We start from the raw sequence: 16128 nt of genomic DNA, 5'->3' as shown, positions 1-16128 counted from the left end.
AGCTACCGTCAAAGCGCGTCTACGGACGCTACGTCCACGGACATTCGGACCTACGGGTCCCCTCCCTACGAGGAGCTCGCGTGCTTACTCTCACTCCCATCGAACGCGACATGCACCGCCTTCTGCGCTCCCTTGCCCAGGCTGGCGACCCAGCAGATCCGCTTTCCGCCTGCATCGGCTACAAGGAATTCGCGCAACGCGTCGACCCACATGGCTTGGACCCCTACACGTCGCGGAACCAGATGCACGGGCTCTACCCAAAGCTCGGCCACATCAGCGTCTACGAGCACCAGCACGGCCGGCCACTGCTGTCGGCGCTTGTCGTTGCCAAGGCAACCGGCCGACCCGGGGACGGCTTTGCCGAACTTGCTTCACAGCTCGGCTTCGAAGCCGCCGAGGACGCCGGGTTCTGGGAGCATCAGGTAGCGCAGGCAGTGCGCTTCTGGTCCGCTGACGACCCGGTCATGCTGATGGACTCCGCGATGGACCAGGTGTTGAAAGAGCTTGGCTCGATCAAGCGCGCCGTACGCCGACTCGCCGCCCAGAAGGGCTGACCTGGCGGGCAAGTCCATCCAGAACGGGCGGCGGCCCTCGCTGCCACACCGTCTCCGCCGCAACGCCGTGGCCTCGGGCACGGGTGGACGGGCAGGCACGGCTGAGGGACCAGCTGGTCCACATGTGTACCCGCGGGGGCGCGTCTCCGGCCCATCGTCTCCGCAAAATCACCCATCAGGGCCGGCGCTGCACCTGAGCCGTGACAGGATCCCTCCACTGCTATGAGAGGTGGAGGGATCCGTGCGCCTGACGAGGGAAGTACGCCAGCAGCTGCTGGAGATGAACGAGGGCTTCGAGCGCAAGACCAGCTATGAGGCGCGCAACATCTCTGAATACCGGCACTACCGGATCACGGGCGGGGAGTTGCGCATCCGTTCCAGCGGGAACACCTCGTGGGCAGACAGCCGCTTCGACAGCGAGGACGTCGCCACTGACGAGCAAGTGCACCGGTTCCTAAGGAAGTATCTGGACCAGCTGAACACCGACGGGCTGTAAACGGTCTCGCAGCGAACGTGCAGATACTCGCCGCCCCGCCCCAGCTCAGGGCGATCGAGGCCGTCTCGACGGCGACGGCCACCCTCCAGGGGCACCTGGACCGTGGCGGGGTCGGCCCCGTCGTCGTCGTGATCGGAATCGCATCAGGGGCTCCTTCGAAGAGCCAGCCCTGGGGCGCGCCTGGCGCCCCAGGGCGTGCCTGAGAACGCGAATCAGGCGATGTCGAGGATCACCGCGACGACGCGCTTGGTGACCTCTTCCAGGCCGTCGAAGGCGCTGGTGCAGTCGAAGTACTCCATGAGGAAGGTCGGCTCGGCGTTCTTGTCCGCGTGGACGTAGAGGTCTCCCTCATGGTCCACGCCCACGATGAACCGGGCGCCGTCCCGGGTGGTGATCTCGCCGACAACGCCCCAGTAGCCGGACTCGGCGTGCCAGTCGTCGCCGAGGAGCTTCACCGCCAGGCGGGCGATGTCCGAGATGGAGAACGGGTACTCGGTGCCGGGTGCGGGGTCGTACCGATCCGTCGTCATGGTCATCTGAGATCCTCTCGATCGTGTCTTCGGATTTGGTTGGCTGCCACCACCAACCATTGAGATAACTATACCATGCATGCATCACTTTCGGGGCGTGGTGCGCTTCCTGGGGCACCTGGTCCGCTGGTGTCCTCACCAGCGGGACCCGCTGCCCGGAGCCGGGGCCGCCAGGCCCCGGCCACAGCCTGATCAGACCCCGGACGGAACGCTTGCGGCGGCACCGCTCCGGCTGCGAGCCAGGTGAGCGCACCGGATTCCACCGCCCGGGTGCCATTCCAGGACCGGCTCGACCGACGCCCCGCGCTCTGCACACCAGGAGACGGGAACAACGCCGCCGCAGGCGTGCCGCTTGCACGGGCAGGCCTCTCCCGATCCCGCGTACGCGAGGCCGTGGCGCTCCACTCCGCCCGCCTGACTGTCTGAGGCGGCGCCCCGGAGGGCGGCCGGCCACGCCAGGGTCACCTTCAGCCCCCCCCCCCCCGATCCGTTCCTGAACAGGTCGATGAGCCGCACCTCGCCGGGCACCGCCAGCGGCGCCGCTCCGGGCACCGCCAGCCTGCGCAGCGACGCTCCGAACTCCCCGGCCGTGAGCTTGGCCAGCGTGTCGGCGTCGTCCTCGGTGGTCCAGCCCGTCAGCTGGTCCTCGTCCTGGTCCTCGTCCTGGGCGTCGTCCGCCAGGAGCAGCAGCGGGCCGTCGAGCCGGAGCCTGGTCGCGCCTTCGCCGCCGCCGAGGAGCAGCATGGCGGGCGGGATCTGGGACGGGATCTCGATCTTGTCGTGGTCGAGGAGCCAGGTGGCCACCGCGCTGCGGTCGAATTCCGGGTGGATGTCCGTCCCGCCGACCGGGGCCGGGAAGTCGGCGTGCCGCCGGCGCCAGTTCACCACCGCGGCGCGGCCGACTCGGGCGATCCTCGCCACCTCTGCCAGCAGCACCACGTCTCGCCCGGGTGCGACCGGCGCGAGGCCAGCGAGCGGCGAGCGGCGGCCTGCGGGCACCGTGCGCAGCGCTTCCCAGTCCACTCCGGGCCGCAGGACCGGGAGCAGGGCCAGATCGACCCCCGAGTAGAGGGGGACCCTGGTCAAGCCGCCGTGGGACTTGTAGTCGATCATCACGGAGCCCGCCGGGGAGATCCATCCGAGCCTGACGACCTGGTCGAAGTCGACCCTGCGCACGCCCAGGCGGAGCGCGGCCTGGTCCGGGCCGAAGGGGACGTGGCGGTCCAGCAGGGCAGGCAGGTCCCGGCGGCGGGCGAGGGCGGCCAGCTGGTCCGGATGGACGTCGGGGCACGCCGCTTCCCCGCCGAGCCAGACCAGCAAGCCAGCCTTCACCAGGTGGCCGACCGCTGCAGCTGTCACCCGCGGGCGGCACCGCGGCAGGGGCTGGCCCAGGGCCTCGGTCAGCCGGTCCGCCGCCTGCCCCGCGGCCATCGGCCCGCGCAGGGCGGCGCGGACGCCTTCCGCGTCCGCCCCGTCGACCGCTGACCGCGACCACTGCCCCGGCCCCGCGTCCGCCGGCGGGACCAGTCCGGACCCGGCCGCCCAATGCCAGGCGGCCACCGGGACTCCGAGCCTGCCGGCCGCTGCCTGCTCGTCGTAGAACTCCCGCTTGCCCATCACGAACTCCTCTCCGGGCCCCCGTCTGGAGCCACGTCCGAAAGATTGCGAAAGATCCCATTTACTGTCAATGGCTATGTTTTGAGCGGCAGTTGGGGGCGCATCGTCAGATCCCCGCCCGCGTACGCGAGGGGTGAATTCACTCCTGCGGGTGAGGCCGGAGCCGTCGTCGGACAGGCCGGTGTACGACGCGCCGGCCGTCGCGAGCTGCGGAGCGTCCCGGCCGCCCGCGGGCTGCTGGCGCGTGCTGGACGCGCCCCGCTTCGGGCCCTGCCCGTGGCGGAACGAGACACGTCCTTCCACGGGCAGGGGTCTGGTCGGGTGGAGCGTCAGGGCTGGGGCGTCGCCTCGCCGGTCTCCTGCCAGTTGTCCCAGGGCCACAGTCCGCCGATCGCGTAGCGGCCCTGGGCGTCCGGGGTGACGCGCTCAGCGCCGGGCTCGTCCCGATAGGTGGCGTCCCAGGTGAACGTGAGCGTGCCGTCGTGCTCGAACGCTGCCGTGAGGCCGCAGTGGTCCCGGTGCAGGTCTTCGACGATGCGCTGCGCGGTCTCGCCGGTGAACAGGTAGGTGCCGTGCGGGGATCGCGGCGCCGTGGTGGGCTGTCCGGGGTAAGGCCCGTACTGCGTCCCGTCGACCGTCAAGAGCTCAAGGGGCGCGGCTGGGGCAGGCGCCTGGGGGCTGGAGGCGGTGCGGCGTCACCCGAGTCGCCGGCGCGAAGGCCGGCCGGATCGGGCACGACCGTCACGCTGTGGGCCGGCACCGCGTAGCGGGTGCGGCCGGTGCCTCCGGTCGCGCGCGGACGGGAGGTTCGAAGGACGTCGACGGTGATCTGTCCGGTGAGGCTGAAGCTCTGGACGACGCCTTCCACCATCTCGGTCGAGTGGGCGCTGGGGCCCCACTTCCGGGGGAAGAGGACGTAGGCGCGGTGCGTGATCGGGGTTCCTCGCCAGTCGAGCATCAAGGCCATGGGGGTACCTCCTGTGGGCGTGTTCGGGTCGGCGGGGTGCCACTCCCCGCCGGGGGCGGGGGTGGGGCGGCGCGCCCCACCCCCGCGGGTGGTTGTTCGATCAGGAGAGGCGGACGGGCATCAACAGGTGCCTGTAGCCCTGGCCAGCCATTTCGGGGCCCTCGGTGAAGAGTCCGGGCTTGCTGATCTGTCCGTCCTTCATCTCATCCAGGTGCAGGGTGATGGTGTCGCCGGTGAACGTGCCGAGCACGTCCAGCAGGAAGCTCGGCTTGAAGGCGCCGCGGCCACCGCGCAGACCTTCGCCGGTGCCGTGGGTGATGGTCGTCGGGATGGGCATGCCCTTGGTACGGGCATCCCCTTCGGCCGTGTCCAGCAGAGGGGCGAGCGTGAGGTTGCCGTCGGTGTCCCAGGCCAACATGACGGGGACGTTCTTGAGGCCCTTGGCGGCGAGGACTCCCTGGGCCTTCTTGACGGCCCGAACGGTCGTGGCGCGGTCGAGCCGGACCGACGTCTCGCACGCCTTGGGGAACAACTTCCCGTACTTGGGGAGACTGCCGTCCAGTGAGCGCATCGTGATGGTGATGGCGCCCAGCGACAGCGTGGCGCGGGCGGTGGGCAGGATGACCACGGGCTCCCCTTCGGCTCGATCGGCGGTGAGGAGACCGATGCCCACGGGGCCTTCGTGCGTCTTCAGCCGCTTGGCCAGGGCGGAGAGGGTGGCGGCCGGGATGAGCACGGTCAGCGGCTTCTCCAGCGGCTGCACGGTGGCGGTGACGGGGACCTCCGCGACGGCGAAGCGGTAGCGGTCCGTGGCGGCCATGGTGAGCGTCTCGCCGTCCAGCGTCACCTGGATGCCGGTGAGCACGGGCAGCGTGTCGTCGGTCCCCGCCGTGGGCAGTACGCGGTTGAGCTGGGCGAGGAAGGTTCGCGCGTCCATGGTGGCCATGGCGGGCACGGCCTCCAGCGGCTGAGTGTACGCGTGGATGTCGTGCGTCGTGATGGGCACCGTGAGGTGTTCGGTGGCCAGCAGGTCTCCGGCGAGCGAGACGCGGGTCCGGGCAGCCACCGCCTTCGTCTCCCCGGCGACCATGGCCGCGAGCGTCTTCTTCAGCTCCGGGAAGTCGAGGAGCGAGGAGCCCTTCCCGGCGGGCGTAGCGGCCGGGACCATGACCGACACCGCGGTGTCGAAGTCGTAGGCGCTGAAGACGACGTGGTTGCCGCCGGTCTTGATCAGCACACCGCGCTGAGCGGGCGGCTGCGCCTTCGGGGCAATTCCGAATTCAGCGAAATTCAGAGCGTCGATGATCTCCGCGTGGATTCCCGCGAAGTTCGCGGTCGGCTCTACGGACTCCTTTTCCTCCTTCTTTGCTGCGCTGGAGGTAGCGACCTGCGTTCCGGACGTGGTCATGGCTCTCCCTGGAGAGTGAGGTGTGGAATCGGCTTGTTGACCGGCCGCCACCACCGACCAACAAGAAAACTATACCATGCACTACTCACAAAGACCCGCCAGGGCTTCCTCGGCATGCCCCGCATTCCCCAGCCTCTGCCCGACCTACGACCGGAGCGCCCCGCATGACCCCGACCGACCCCGCCGTCCAGGCCATGCTGGAAGGCCGCCGGGCTGACACCGGCCGGCGCCGACAGCGGGTCCTCGCCGCACTGGCCGAGGCCGCGAAGGACGGATCTGAGGCCAGCGTCGCGGCAATCGCCCGCCGCGCGGGCGTCGACCGCACCTTCCTCTACCGCCACCGCGACTTGCTCGGGCAGATCCACGCGCAGGCCGCAGAGCCGCCCACGGTCCCGGGCGACCGGGGCCCGGCGGTCAGCCGAGCCTCGTTGCAGGCCGACCTGGCGGCAGCCGACGCCCGCACTGCCCGCCTCGCCGGACACATCCGGCGTCTCGAAGCCCGCCTCAGCGAGGTCCTGGGCGAGCAGGTCTGGCGCGAGTCCGGCATCGGCGGCCCAGACGATGCCGAACAGCTCCAGGCCCGGATCACCACCCTCGAACAGCAGGTCGTCGACCTGGAGCTCACGCTCCAGGACCGCGACGACGACCGCGCCGCCGCCCGCGGGGCCAACCGCGAGCTGATGGCCCAGCTCAACCGCGGACGCGACGCGCCCCCACCTTCGGGATGAATCAGCAGGTCACCTTATCCGTGGGCCAAGCCGGAGGGTAGACGGCCTGTCGAGGCAGTCGGCAAGTGTCGTATGTCGAGGTCAGGTGCGACGGTCACTTGGAGGGATGAGACTTCAGCCGACGGACCACCTCGCTGAGGCGACACTCCTTTTCAACCTCTGGGCTGCCCTTCACGAAAGGTTGCAGCTCCGGGTGCTTGTCGATGAGGCTGGTCGCCTGCGTCAGCTGAACCATGCAGTCCGGCGTGCTCGGCGCGTCATGGCTGAGTTCGGCCCCGAAGATGGCGCCCACGACGACCGCCACCGAACCCGCAACGGGTACGGCGACGTACTGTAGGTACCACCGCCAGGCGCTAGCCATCCATTGCTCCCGAGCGAGCCTTGACTAGCGCCTCGGCTTGTCGGTAGGCGCCTGAACGGGCGAGAAATCCCTGAAGCCGATCCAGTTCTTCATCAGCGTGCGGCCAAAAGTTTGGGTCCAGCCTCTGCCCCTCGACGCGCGGATTCAACGCTGCGGCCAGTCGAAGACCAACAGCGTAGGCCGCGAAGACGCAGCGTCGACGGTGATTGATGCCGGTGATCAGGAGGCCAACTGTGATGGCAACCACCAGCCCGCTGGCCCCGTAGGCGATTCGGGAGCCCACGGTCTTGGCACCGTAGACCGATACCAGCGCCAGCAGGGACGCTGTTGCCAGTGCCAGCGCCGCGCCGACGGCGCAGTAGACGAGCGGCGGAGGGTGCGGTCGGCGCGTGAGCCGCCTAGCGTCATGCAGCTCGTCCATCAGCCGGTGCTCTTGGTACCTCTGCATTCCCACCCGAGTCACGCTAAGCGGCAACACGGGAAAAGCCCGACAACAGCGGACGGTCGGAGTGGTTGCTCCGCCGGTTGGCCGAAAGATGGAACTCTGCACTGGGCCAGCCCTCGGAGCCTGCAGTGGCAGCCACACTGCTCCCACGACCACCGGGTGAACCGCCACGGGCCACTGCTGGTCGGCCTTGCTCCAGTCGCACAAAAGTGCGCGCAGAGGTCAGCGAGGGCCCATAGCCTCGCCGCATGACTATGGATCTGGACGCCCGCTGGGAGCGCTGGTGCGCGGCATACGACGACTCGTACAGGGACGTCATCACCCTCTTTCACAACCGCCACGTTTGGTTGACGATCGAGGAGATGTGGAAGGCGCCGACTGCAGTCGAGCTCAACACCATCGTGACCAACTGGGTTACAAGGCTCTACGTGGTGAATCAGGTTGCGGGAGTCAGGCGTGAGTGCGACGCCGGCGCAGATACGTCCAGCCTGCGGTGGTGTCTCGACGAACTCGTGAAGTTCCCGGAGATCGCCAGCCGGGTCCGCTACGAGGCGGCGATTGACGCGGACCCCTCGCGGGATGATGAACTGAAGGCGGGCGTTAAGCCGGGTTTTGACCTGTTCTCCAGGCCTGGGCAGTCCCACATCGACGCGCAGCTGGTGCAGGCGGACATCGACACCCTTGCAACGACGTTCGGTACCGTCCGCAAGTACACCAACAAGATCCTGCTGCACCGCCAGCGAAATGGTGCAACCCTCGGGCTTTCGCTGTCCTGGGAAGAGCTCGACACCGCCCTCAACGTGGTTGGCGCGATGCTGAAGCGCTACTACCGCCTTCGGCATCCGGGGGCCATCCTGGGCAGCCTAGCGCCGGAACTTCCTCTCGGCTGGACGACCTCGTTCGAGGCGCCCTGGTTGCCCGATGGCTTCGTACCTCTTCCAGCTCGATCTGTTGAAGATCATGTTGGGCCAGCTCGAAGGGGGTCCGGGGAAGAGGACAACTCCGATGAGGACGGCAGCGAACCCGCCGACTCGGACTCATAGCAGTGCGATCAGGTGACTCTGTAGCCAGCCGCGTGCACCACAGGTGTCGCACGCGCTATCGTCAGCGCGACCGCTTCTGAGCTGCGTGAACTTGAACTGCACGCTCGCGGCGCCCCGGAGAAACGTCGGGGACTTCGACGCCTCGGGGGCCGACATCGAGCGGGACTGGGTCGCCCGGACGGCCTGCTGGACCCGTGTGGAGAGCGTGCTGCTCACGCACGACCAGGTCCGCGCGTACGACCTGCCCGCCGCTGCGGGGAAGGCCGGCGACCCGCGCTGGGCCGGGTTCGCCCGCCGGTAAGGGCTCGACCCCGCCCAGCCGGTGCAGTGGGAGGTCGAGGCGCTCGACCCCGCCGAGCTCCAGCGCCTGGTCCTCGACGCCGTCGCTCCCCACGTCGATCAGGCCGTGCTCAACGACGTCATCGCGGAGGAGGACCGCCAGCGCGACCGGCTCAGGGAGTTCACCGGACAGTGGCCGCTCGGGCGGCCGCGCAGCGGCTGACCCTCGGATGCCTAGGGTGGTCAACTCGCACTCCCCAAGCATGAAGCAGGATGGATCGGGATCCCGGGGCCGTGGGCGTTCCTGAAGGATGGCGTCCATGAGGAACACCAAAGCGTTCAACGAAGCCGTCGCCGACACGCTGGCCGAGCTGGCCCGCCAGGGTGTGACCGTCCGCCCGGGTACGGTCGCCGACACCATCGAGCGGAACATCCGCGCCGTCGCCGCCCAACTGGGGATTCAGGAACGGTCCGCCTGGCGGTACTTCGACCCGGCCGGTCTCGCGGCCAGCATCGCCCAGCAGCGGCAGGCCGCCGAGGACGACAGCGCGCCCGGCCAGGTGGGACGCGCGCCGATGCCTCCGGTCGACAATCCGGAGCTCGCGCTGATCCTCGCAGGCGTGCCCGATGCCCTGGAGGAGAGCGGCGGCGATCTCTACAACGTCATCGTCAACGTCGCCGTCAACGCCTGGATGGCCGGGCACATCCACGGAGAGGACGGCTGCACCGGCTGCCAGGACAAGCGGCCCACCGGCGCCGACTGGCAGGCCCGGATGGCCGCCATCACGGCGATGCAACCGGACATCACCAAGTGGTTCAACCGGGAGGTCTGGACGGCCGCTCTCAACGACACCGGCTACAGCGTGACCCGAACCTGACGCCGAGCCCTCGTGAGCCGCGCCCCGAGCGCCCGTCTGCGCGGCACGGCGGCTGGCCCCGGCGGGCTCAGCTTCCCGAGCGGCGCTGCCATTGGGCGCGGTGGGGACGGCGGCGCCCCGGTGACGGATCGGGAGCGGCCTCCGGTGAGGAGAATCCGCCCGGCACCGCGGCGCGATGCACCGGCTGCTCGACGGCCGGGGCCGCGGGGTTGGGGAGTGCGGGCTTGCCCGTGGCCAGGATGGTGATGTGCGGGATGTTCTGGGCGCAGGTCTGGCAGACCTCGGCCAGTGTCCAGACCTGGCCGACGGCCGGGTTGTGGACGAGGACCAGGAGGCTGGGGCCGGTGCAGTGGACGCGGGCTTCGTGGAGGGCGCACTGGGCGCTGCCGCAGCTGCAGGCGGCGTTGGGGCGGGCGCTGGCGAGGCGGCCGTGGGCCTTGGCGTGTTCTGCGGCGAAGCGCCGCATGCTCGCCGCGTCCTTCGTACGGGGCGGCATCCGGCACGCGGCGGTGCTGCAGGTGACGGAGACGGTGTGGTCGGGGTGGCCGGTGAGGCGGACCGTCCAGGTCCGTCCCGGCACGCGTGCTCCGGGCATCTGGGTCAAGTCGGGTCCCGTCGTTAGGCTGGTACGTGCCGGCGTTCTGCCGGGCTGGTGTAGGGGGACGCCGTGCCGAGGGAAACGTCCCGATGGGCGGCGGGGCGCTCTGGTTTCAGAGCGCGCGCAGGACGGCGACTACCTTGCCGAGGATAACGGCGTCGTCGCCGGGGATCGGCTGATGGGCCGCGTTGTGCGGCATGAGCCAGACCCGGCCGTTCTCGCGGCGCAGGCGCTTGACGGTGGCTTCGCCGTCCAGCATGGCGGCGACGATGTCGCCGTGGTCCGCGCTGTCGGCCTTGCGCACGGTGACGATGTCGCCGTCGCAGATGGCGGCCTCGATCATGCTGTCGCCGACCACCGGAATCCGACGGGTTCGCCGAATCTTGGAGGGCTCAGGAAGGGAACCGATGGCAGACTGCGCCCGATCGCGTGCGGTCTGACCTGAGTTCGCGCGCCCGGGTATGTGCACTGATACAGCCGTAGGGACTCAGATCTTTCGCGAGAACACCGTGTCAGCGGTCGCTTGATTCATTTCATGACCGCCCGCCGCCGCTGCGGCGGGCGGTCGAGGTGGTAGTCGGCCACTCATCAGCTCTCCGGGGTATCTGGCTCCATCCAGGTCGAGGGCACGAGTCCTGAGTCGTTGCCGTACCGCCAGCGCTCGACAACGTGCTGGCTGAAGGCTGGGTCGTCGAGGTCGGCGTGTTCCATGACGATGACCTGCATCTTGCCGGCGAGTTGCTGCAACGTGCGGTGAATGGCCTCGTAAGTGTTCAGCAGATGCGTGCGGTCGTTGGTCTGCAGGACTTCCTCGCCTGTCGGTTCTGCTGGGAAGTACACCTGCGACGGTTGGTCGAGGACCAAGATGCGGGGAACCGGACTCTGGTGCCTGGTGAACCACTCATGGAGGCTGAGCAGAGTGGAAACGTGGTAGCCCAGATGATTCTCGGCACTCCCCATGTCCTTGAGCTGGACGGGTCCGTCGGTGGTGTCGGCGATAACCGTGAGCCGGTTGAGGTCGAGCCGTATGGGCGAGGCCGCGAAGTCCAGGTCCAGTCTCCTGGCCTTCTCCCTGATGTCTTGGTTAATCAGGGAGAGGAAGCTGGCGAGACGCTCGTCCTGGGTGCTCCCGCTGAGCTGTTCCTCCAGCCTCGCGATTTGGTCGCGCAGTTCCTCACGGCGGTCCAGGACACGAGGCGCCGCGGCCTGCTGGGCGATCGTATCGACGTAGAGGCTGATGCGTCCCTGGACGATGGCGGCCCGGCGCAGGTCATCGGGCTCCTGTTGGGTCGTGCGCAGGCCCGTGGTGAGTTCTTGAACCTGCTCCTGATTGCGGGCAAGTTCTGAACGGAGCTCTTGCAGGCGGTCTTCCTGGTCGGCGATGAGCCGGCGGATAGCGGGGGTGTCGTTTCGGATGACCCCGAGGTCGCCGTCGAGGAGGGCGAGATCCCGTGTGAGGCTGGCAATAGTGTCGTTCGCCGAGGGGATGGTGCTGTCGCAGACGGGGCAGTGGTCGAGATCCCCGGCTTCTGCGTCCTGCCGGAGGAGGCCGAGGGAGGTAAGGCGGGCACGCTGCTCGATGGCCTGGTCGCTAAATTCGTCGTTCTCAGCGAGGGCACCCTTGAGGTCAGCGATCCGGGCCCGAGCCAGCGCGAAATCTCGGCGCAGGTCCGCTCGGCGGGCGTGGAGGGTTGCAAGGGGGTCGCCGCCGGTCTCGTGAGGCCGCAGCGCGCCGCCGTGAGCCAGTTCATTGCGGAGACGACGGAGGAGCTGGAGAACATCATCTGCGGTCTGCGCGCCGGTCTGCGGGGGCAGCAGGCCGACTTCGACGGCTTCAGTCAGGAGAGCCTGAGCCTGGCCGCTGGCGGGAGTTCGGTCTGCGGATACGGCGAGCTTGGCTTCGTTGTCGGCCAGGTCCCGGCGAAGGTTGCGGAGCTTGTTGTGAAGCAGTGCCTGCTCGGGATCGACCGCGCCGAGGAAGTACGGGACAACTCCGCGAATGGTGTTCGGTCTCCACTCCTCGCCCTGCGAGTGGAAGAGAACATCAGGGTTAGCGACTTCGTTCTGAGCTTGGAAACAGAAGAAGAGGGCGTGGCGGATGGACGGGGCTATGAGCGTGTTCTTGCCGACGGCTGGCACGCGGACGGTGTTGTCGATGCCGCAGAAGTCGCTCAAGTAGGCCTTGGCGGTGTCCTCGGGCGTCGTGAACCGAAGATCCTCCAAGGCTGGCGGCGGGCTGCCGGGAGCCTGGGTGAGCACACACATCGTGGTGCTGGTCTTGGCGTTGTCCTTGGGCGCCTGACGAGCTACGAAGAGCTGCTCGCCGGACTTGACGAGGGTGATGGCGTAGGTGCTGACGTAGGTACGGACCTTGCCCGCTTTGACGGGGTAGTCAGAGCTGGCGAGGCAGTAGTCGATGATCGTCAGCAGCGCGCTCTTTCCACGTCGGGAGTCACCCGTGACGATGTTGAGGGCGCCGAGCTGGAAGGGGACGGTACGCATCTCACCGGGCTTCTTGCCGTAGATGGTGACCGCTTTAATTTGGAACGTCACGGTTTGACTCCGAGAAGGGTCAGGACTGTGCTGAGGCTGCCCGTGCTGGGCAGCCAGCGCCCGAGGAACTGGGCGGCTTGCTGGATCGCGATGGTCTGATCGGTTGCTCCCTTGATCCCCTTGGTGGTGGGGCCCAGGGCCAGGGTGAGTCCCTCTTCTGTGGCCCTCAGAGTCCTGGTCTGGAGGGCAAACAGGACGCCGGGGCGCACCACAGCGGCGAGGGAGGCCGCGTTGCGGGTCATGGCCACGCGCACGGCGTCATTCGTGTCGAGCCACTTCATCAGGCCGCTGTTCAGGGTGCTGGGGAGTACCGCCCTGATCGCGGGCTGGAGGGCCATGATCCCTGCCACGACGGCCACGGGCAGCGGGCAGGGGGTGCCGTACTGCTGCTCGTGGCCTTGGACGGCACGGGTGCACAGAAGCGCGGTGAAGGCGGGGTTGTAGAGGGCGCGCTCTTCGCGGCTCAGGTTCATCCAAGGACCTCGACGGGCTCAAGGAGCCGCATCAGGCGGGCGGCGAAATCGGGGTGCCAACCGACTCGGCGCTCGTCGGCGAGCATGTGGTAGGAGCCCTTGGTCACGAAGACCTCGTCGCATCCGGTGCGAATCTGGAAGCGGGCCTCTTGGTCGACCCATCGGTAGATCAGCTTGGCTTCGGCCTTCTTCTGCTCCTCGGTGGCCTCGGGGCCGAGTTCTTCCTCCATCACGGCGAAGCGGGCTTCCCACTCCTCCACCAGTCGGCGCTCGTACTCGCCGATCTCGCCAGGGCGTAGCAGGTTCTCGTTGGTCCATCGCGAGCGCTGTGCGAAGGCGCGCACGTAGTCCCGGACAGCGAAGCCGATGCGTGTAGAGCCCACTCCGATGAGCCCCAGTTGTCGGACGAAGATCTTCTCTGCCTGTTCCGTGGGGTCGCCGGTCATACGAGTGATGTCGCCGTCGATCGGCAGGTTGTCGTGCTGAAACTGCCGCTGGAGGCTGCTGAACACCTCGTCGAACTCGACACCGGTGACGGGGCTGCCGCCCGGCGTACGCATCTGCTCGATCACCCGGTCGTAGAACCAGCCCTCCAGCCGGTTCAAGAAGGCTTTCGCCGCGTCGTGGCCGGCGGCCACTGCGGCGAGGCGGAGCATTGCGGTACGGACGTCGGCGATGTCCTCGGTACCCCCGACGACCTGGATCCGCGCGAGCAAGGCGCTCTGCAGCGGCTTGGCCATGCCGGTCAGCGCAGCGAATGACTTCAGGAGGTCTTGGCTCTTGGTCTTTGAGGCTTCGGCCGCAGCACAGAGCTGCTTCAGGGCTCGCTCCTCATCGCGGTGCCCCGTGGTGCGATGCTGAAGGAGGTAGCCAACGCTGTCCGCAGGCAGCTCAGCGGTGGTGAGCAGGTAGAGGTTCGTCTCCTCCAGGTCGATGCGTCCTGCCGTAGCTGCCTCTGCCCAGATCCGGAGGGTCTTCCAGAGATCCTTAGACGTATCAGTCAACCGAACGCCCTCGGCACGCTGTTTGAGCTGAAGAAGGTCAGTCACGGAGCCGATGTGCTGTTCGATATCGTCGGCGGCCTCAACTGCAATGCTCCAGTCGGGCCCAGCGCTCATCCACTGCTCGATGCACATGTGCAGAGCTTTGGCGAACTGGAACAGGTAGCCCAAAGCGGACGCCGACGCTTCGTATTGCTCTCCCCCGTCTGCCATCACGCCCCCCAATCCAGACCGGTCCCGCGATCATTCCATGAGGCGGACGATCCGCATAAGGGTGGGTGCTCTGCCTCTCTGAATGAGGCACCACGGGAGAAGGTCGCAGGCATCCCTTGGACTGCGCGGCTGCTCCTGTCAGTGGCCTCTGTCAGGCTGCCTCGGTCAAGACCAAGATTGATCTGGAGAGACCATGGGCACTTGGGATGTCGGCCCCTTCGACAACGACACCGCAGCGGACTTCTGTGACGACCTCGACGAGGCAGCCGCAGGCGAACGTGAAGGCATCGTCCGCGGCATCCTCACCCGTGTGATCGACACCGCGGGCGATCTGGAAGCACCCGAATCTGAGCAAGCCGTTGCTGCGGCCGCCCTCGTCGCCGCGCAATGCTCTGGCGGCGAGCCTGCCGATCCCGTGTATGGGCCGGAAGAGCCGCTTCCTGATCTCACCGGCTTGCGCGATCTCGCCCTTCAGGCCCTTGACCGCGTCATGACCGACCCGTCCGAGTTGATGGAACTATGGGCGGAATCGGATGGCGGCCCCTGGCGCGCGAATATCCGCCGCCTGCGGGGGGTGCTCCTGCCGCAGCCGCCCGGAGAGCAGCTCAGCCTTATCTGACCGCACCGCAACCACTACCTCACTCCATCCGGAAGGCCGCCATGAGCTGGGATGTGCTTCTCCTCCGCCTACCCGACAACGTGACCTCGGTCCAAGAGATCCCAGTCGATCACACCTCGCCCCCGCTCGGCCGCCTCCACGACGTGCTCGCGGCCGTCGCCCAGGCCGCCCCGGACGCCGATCTCTCGGACCCGACCTGGGGAGAGCTACTCGGACCCACCTGGTCCATGGAACTCAACATCGGCGATGAGGACCCAGTGGACTCGATCATGCTCCACATCCGGGGATCCGGCGATGACGTGCTCACACCCGTCTTCCGGCTTGCCGAAACTCTGGGCTGCAAGGTCATCGACTGTGCCGAAGGCGACTTGATCACTGCCGGGCAGACGTCGGGCTGGCATGCGTTCCAGCAGTTCCGCGACCGCGTGTCCGACCCCGCAGAGCCACAGAACTAGCATCCACCCGTGCACCCTGAACCCCGACTGAGCCTTGAGAGCCCGCTCCCGCCCGGCCGGATGATCACATCCGATGAAGGAGATGGAGACGTGCAGCCCCTATGGCTCAGTGACCGGCCGGCCACGGCCGGACTATGGACTCAGCTACATGCCGAGCACACTCGCTCCGGGCTGTGGCCGTTGCTGCTTGACGCGCTGGATCCGAATGATGATGAGTTCCGGCCGTGGGGATCGGGCGAGCTCATGCCCGAGCGGATGTCTTCTCCGGCGATCCACGATCCGGCTGGTCTTCTCGAGGAGTGGTGGGCGACATACACCGCCCTCGACGAAGGCGACGACATGCTCGACGCCAAACGGCGCCTCGCCGTCACGGCCCCCTTCGGGCAAGCCTGGCCCGGCATCGCTCCCACTCGGTCGGCCGCGACCGACCCAGACGAACTGGCAGCCGAGTACGCCCAGGCGTTTCTCGCCGACCGTCCGCAGTCCCGGCTGGGACTGGTCGCGGCTGCATCCGGCTCCGATACCCTCACTGTTGCAGGCTGGTGCGGCCCCCTCAATCACGACAACGACACCGCCAAGTTCTCTGCGGTCATCAGCGACTGGGAGCACCGATTCGGCGCCCGGGTCATCGCGGTCGGCTTCTCCACACTGCACCTCAGCGTCGCCACCCCACCGATGAACGAGGAAGACGCCCTCCTGGTCGCGGCCGAGCACTTCGCCTTCTGCCCGGACAACGTCTGGCAGGGCAGAAGGCCGTACACGCTGACCGCGTACGCCGAGCGGATCACCGGGGCCCACAGCTGGAACTTCTGGTGGGACTGATCCATCCCCCGGCCGGGAAATGATCACCGGCCCAGCCGGGAAGTGATCTTCAAGCGCTTCGTGAGCCCCTGGTCAGCGCTACCCGTGA

The 16128-nt window shown here is 68.0% G+C and carries 21 protein-coding genes and 1 pseudogene; 10 read left to right on the top strand and 12 right to left on the bottom strand.

Annotation, left to right across the window (positions count from 1 at the left end; genetic code table 11):
• The first annotated feature begins 80 nt into the window (after positions 1-80).
• Positions 81-554 (top strand): hypothetical protein, encoded by a 474-nt coding sequence (locus AB0469_RS26135; protein WP_366453876.1) that lies wholly within the window; start codon positions 81-83, stop codon positions 552-554.
• 241 nt (positions 555-795) lie between these two features.
• Positions 796-1050, top strand: a complete 255-nt coding sequence (locus AB0469_RS26130) for a hypothetical protein (protein ID WP_136214607.1) — start codon at positions 796-798, stop codon at positions 1048-1050.
• A 212-nt stretch (positions 1051-1262) separates the two neighbouring features.
• On the opposite strand, the gene AB0469_RS26125 is transcribed toward AB0469_RS26130, so the two are convergent.
• From AB0469_RS26125 to AB0469_RS26105, 5 genes are all read right to left on the bottom strand, one after another.
• Positions 1263-1586 carry a hypothetical protein gene (locus AB0469_RS26125; RefSeq protein ID WP_366453875.1) on the bottom strand — a complete coding sequence of 108 codons (324 nt, stop codon included), beginning with the start codon at positions 1584-1586 and terminating at the stop codon, positions 1263-1265.
• A gap of 186 nt (positions 1587-1772) precedes the next feature.
• Positions 1773-3197 (bottom strand): hypothetical protein, encoded by a 1425-nt coding sequence (locus tag AB0469_RS26120; RefSeq protein WP_366453947.1) that lies wholly within the window; start codon positions 3195-3197, stop codon positions 1773-1775.
• Between the two features lie 329 nt (positions 3198-3526).
• A complete protein-coding gene (locus tag AB0469_RS26115) occupies positions 3527-3838 on the bottom strand; it encodes a hypothetical protein (protein WP_366453874.1) in 312 nt (103 codons plus the stop codon).
• Positions 3835-4164: a hypothetical protein gene (locus AB0469_RS26110; protein ID WP_366453873.1), complete on the bottom strand. Its 330-nt coding sequence runs from the start codon at positions 4162-4164 to the stop codon at positions 3835-3837. Before AB0469_RS26110 ends, AB0469_RS26115 begins: the two co-directional genes overlap by 4 nt.
• Positions 4165-4264: 100 nt before the next feature.
• Positions 4265-5572 (bottom strand): DNA polymerase III subunit beta, encoded by a 1308-nt coding sequence (locus AB0469_RS26105; RefSeq protein ID WP_366453872.1) that lies wholly within the window; start codon positions 5570-5572, stop codon positions 4265-4267.
• 164 nt (positions 5573-5736) lie between these two features.
• Between AB0469_RS26105 and AB0469_RS26100 the strand changes: the two genes are divergently transcribed.
• Complete coding sequence (locus AB0469_RS26100) at positions 5737-6300, top strand: hypothetical protein (RefSeq protein ID WP_366453871.1); 564 nt, start codon at positions 5737-5739, stop codon at positions 6298-6300.
• Positions 6301-6394: 94 nt separating this feature from the next.
• Here AB0469_RS26100 and AB0469_RS26095 read toward each other — a convergent pair whose 3' ends face one another.
• Together AB0469_RS26095 and AB0469_RS26090 are read right to left on the bottom strand one after the other, a co-directional pair.
• Positions 6395-6661: a hypothetical protein gene (locus AB0469_RS26095; RefSeq protein WP_366453870.1), complete on the bottom strand. Its 267-nt coding sequence runs from the start codon at positions 6659-6661 to the stop codon at positions 6395-6397.
• Positions 6654-7082, bottom strand: coding sequence for a hypothetical protein (locus AB0469_RS26090; RefSeq protein WP_366453869.1), 429 nt, complete (start codon positions 7080-7082; stop codon positions 6654-6656). Before AB0469_RS26090 ends, AB0469_RS26095 begins: the two co-directional genes overlap by 8 nt.
• Before the next feature lie 272 nt (positions 7083-7354).
• On the opposite strand from AB0469_RS26090, the gene AB0469_RS26085 reads away from it, so the two are divergent.
• The 4 genes from AB0469_RS26085 to AB0469_RS26070 all read left to right on the top strand — a co-directional run bounded on the left by AB0469_RS26085 (position 7355) and on the right by AB0469_RS26070 (position 9306).
• Complete coding sequence (locus tag AB0469_RS26085; protein WP_366453868.1) at positions 7355-8149, top strand: hypothetical protein; 795 nt, start codon at positions 7355-7357, stop codon at positions 8147-8149.
• 91 nt (positions 8150-8240) lie between these two features.
• Positions 8241-8450: a hypothetical protein gene (locus AB0469_RS26080; RefSeq protein ID WP_366453867.1), complete on the top strand. Its 210-nt coding sequence runs from the start codon at positions 8241-8243 to the stop codon at positions 8448-8450.
• Positions 8451-8471: 21 nt separating this feature from the next.
• Positions 8472-8651 carry a hypothetical protein gene (locus tag AB0469_RS26075; RefSeq protein ID WP_366453866.1) on the top strand — a complete coding sequence of 60 codons (180 nt, stop codon included), beginning with the start codon at positions 8472-8474 and terminating at the stop codon, positions 8649-8651.
• A 97-nt stretch (positions 8652-8748) separates the two neighbouring features.
• On the top strand, positions 8749-9306 hold the full coding sequence (locus AB0469_RS26070) for a hypothetical protein (RefSeq protein WP_366453865.1): 558 nt from the start codon (positions 8749-8751) through the stop codon (positions 9304-9306).
• A gap of 67 nt (positions 9307-9373) precedes the next feature.
• Here AB0469_RS26070 and AB0469_RS26065 read toward each other — a convergent pair whose 3' ends face one another.
• The 5 genes and pseudogenes from AB0469_RS26065 to AB0469_RS26045 all read right to left on the bottom strand — a co-directional run bounded on the left by AB0469_RS26065 (position 9374) and on the right by AB0469_RS26045 (position 14144).
• The gene (locus tag AB0469_RS26065; RefSeq protein ID WP_366453864.1) at positions 9374-9886 is read right to left on the bottom strand and encodes a hypothetical protein; all 513 of its coding nucleotides are present in this window, start codon (positions 9884-9886) and stop codon (positions 9374-9376) included.
• Positions 9887-10016: 130 nt separating this feature from the next.
• Positions 10017-10268, bottom strand: a pseudogene (locus AB0469_RS26060) (S24 family peptidase); the annotation flags it as partial.
• A 224-nt stretch (positions 10269-10492) separates the two neighbouring features.
• Positions 10493-12457: a DUF3732 domain-containing protein gene (locus tag AB0469_RS26055; protein ID WP_366453863.1), complete on the bottom strand. Its 1965-nt coding sequence runs from the start codon at positions 12455-12457 to the stop codon at positions 10493-10495.
• A complete protein-coding gene (locus AB0469_RS26050) occupies positions 12454-12930 on the bottom strand; it encodes a three component ABC system middle component (protein ID WP_366453862.1) in 477 nt (158 codons plus the stop codon). Before AB0469_RS26050 ends, AB0469_RS26055 begins: the two co-directional genes overlap by 4 nt.
• Entirely contained in the window at positions 12927-14144 is a 1218-nt protein-coding gene (locus AB0469_RS26045) for an ABC-three component system protein (RefSeq protein ID WP_351816481.1), read from the bottom strand. Before AB0469_RS26045 ends, AB0469_RS26050 begins: the two co-directional genes overlap by 4 nt.
• Before the next feature lie 193 nt (positions 14145-14337).
• On the opposite strand from AB0469_RS26045, the gene AB0469_RS26040 reads away from it, so the two are divergent.
• The 3 genes from AB0469_RS26040 to AB0469_RS26030 are packed head-to-tail and all read left to right on the top strand — an operon-like array spanning position 14338 to position 16040.
• Positions 14338-14763, top strand: coding sequence for a DUF4259 domain-containing protein (locus AB0469_RS26040; RefSeq protein WP_366453861.1), 426 nt, complete (start codon positions 14338-14340; stop codon positions 14761-14763).
• Positions 14764-14804: 41 nt separating this feature from the next.
• On the top strand, positions 14805-15218 hold the full coding sequence (locus AB0469_RS26035; protein ID WP_366453860.1) for a hypothetical protein: 414 nt from the start codon (positions 14805-14807) through the stop codon (positions 15216-15218).
• Between the two features lie 9 nt (positions 15219-15227).
• Positions 15228-16040 (top strand): DUF4253 domain-containing protein, encoded by an 813-nt coding sequence (locus AB0469_RS26030; protein ID WP_366453859.1) that lies wholly within the window; start codon positions 15228-15230, stop codon positions 16038-16040.
• Positions 16041-16128: the final 88 nt, after the last annotated feature.

The organism is Streptomyces sp. NPDC093801 (assembly GCF_040701585.1).
In the GTDB taxonomy this organism is placed as follows: domain Bacteria; phylum Actinomycetota; class Actinomycetes; order Streptomycetales; family Streptomycetaceae; genus Streptomyces.
This window is presented reverse-complemented; position numbering and strand designations above follow the sequence as displayed.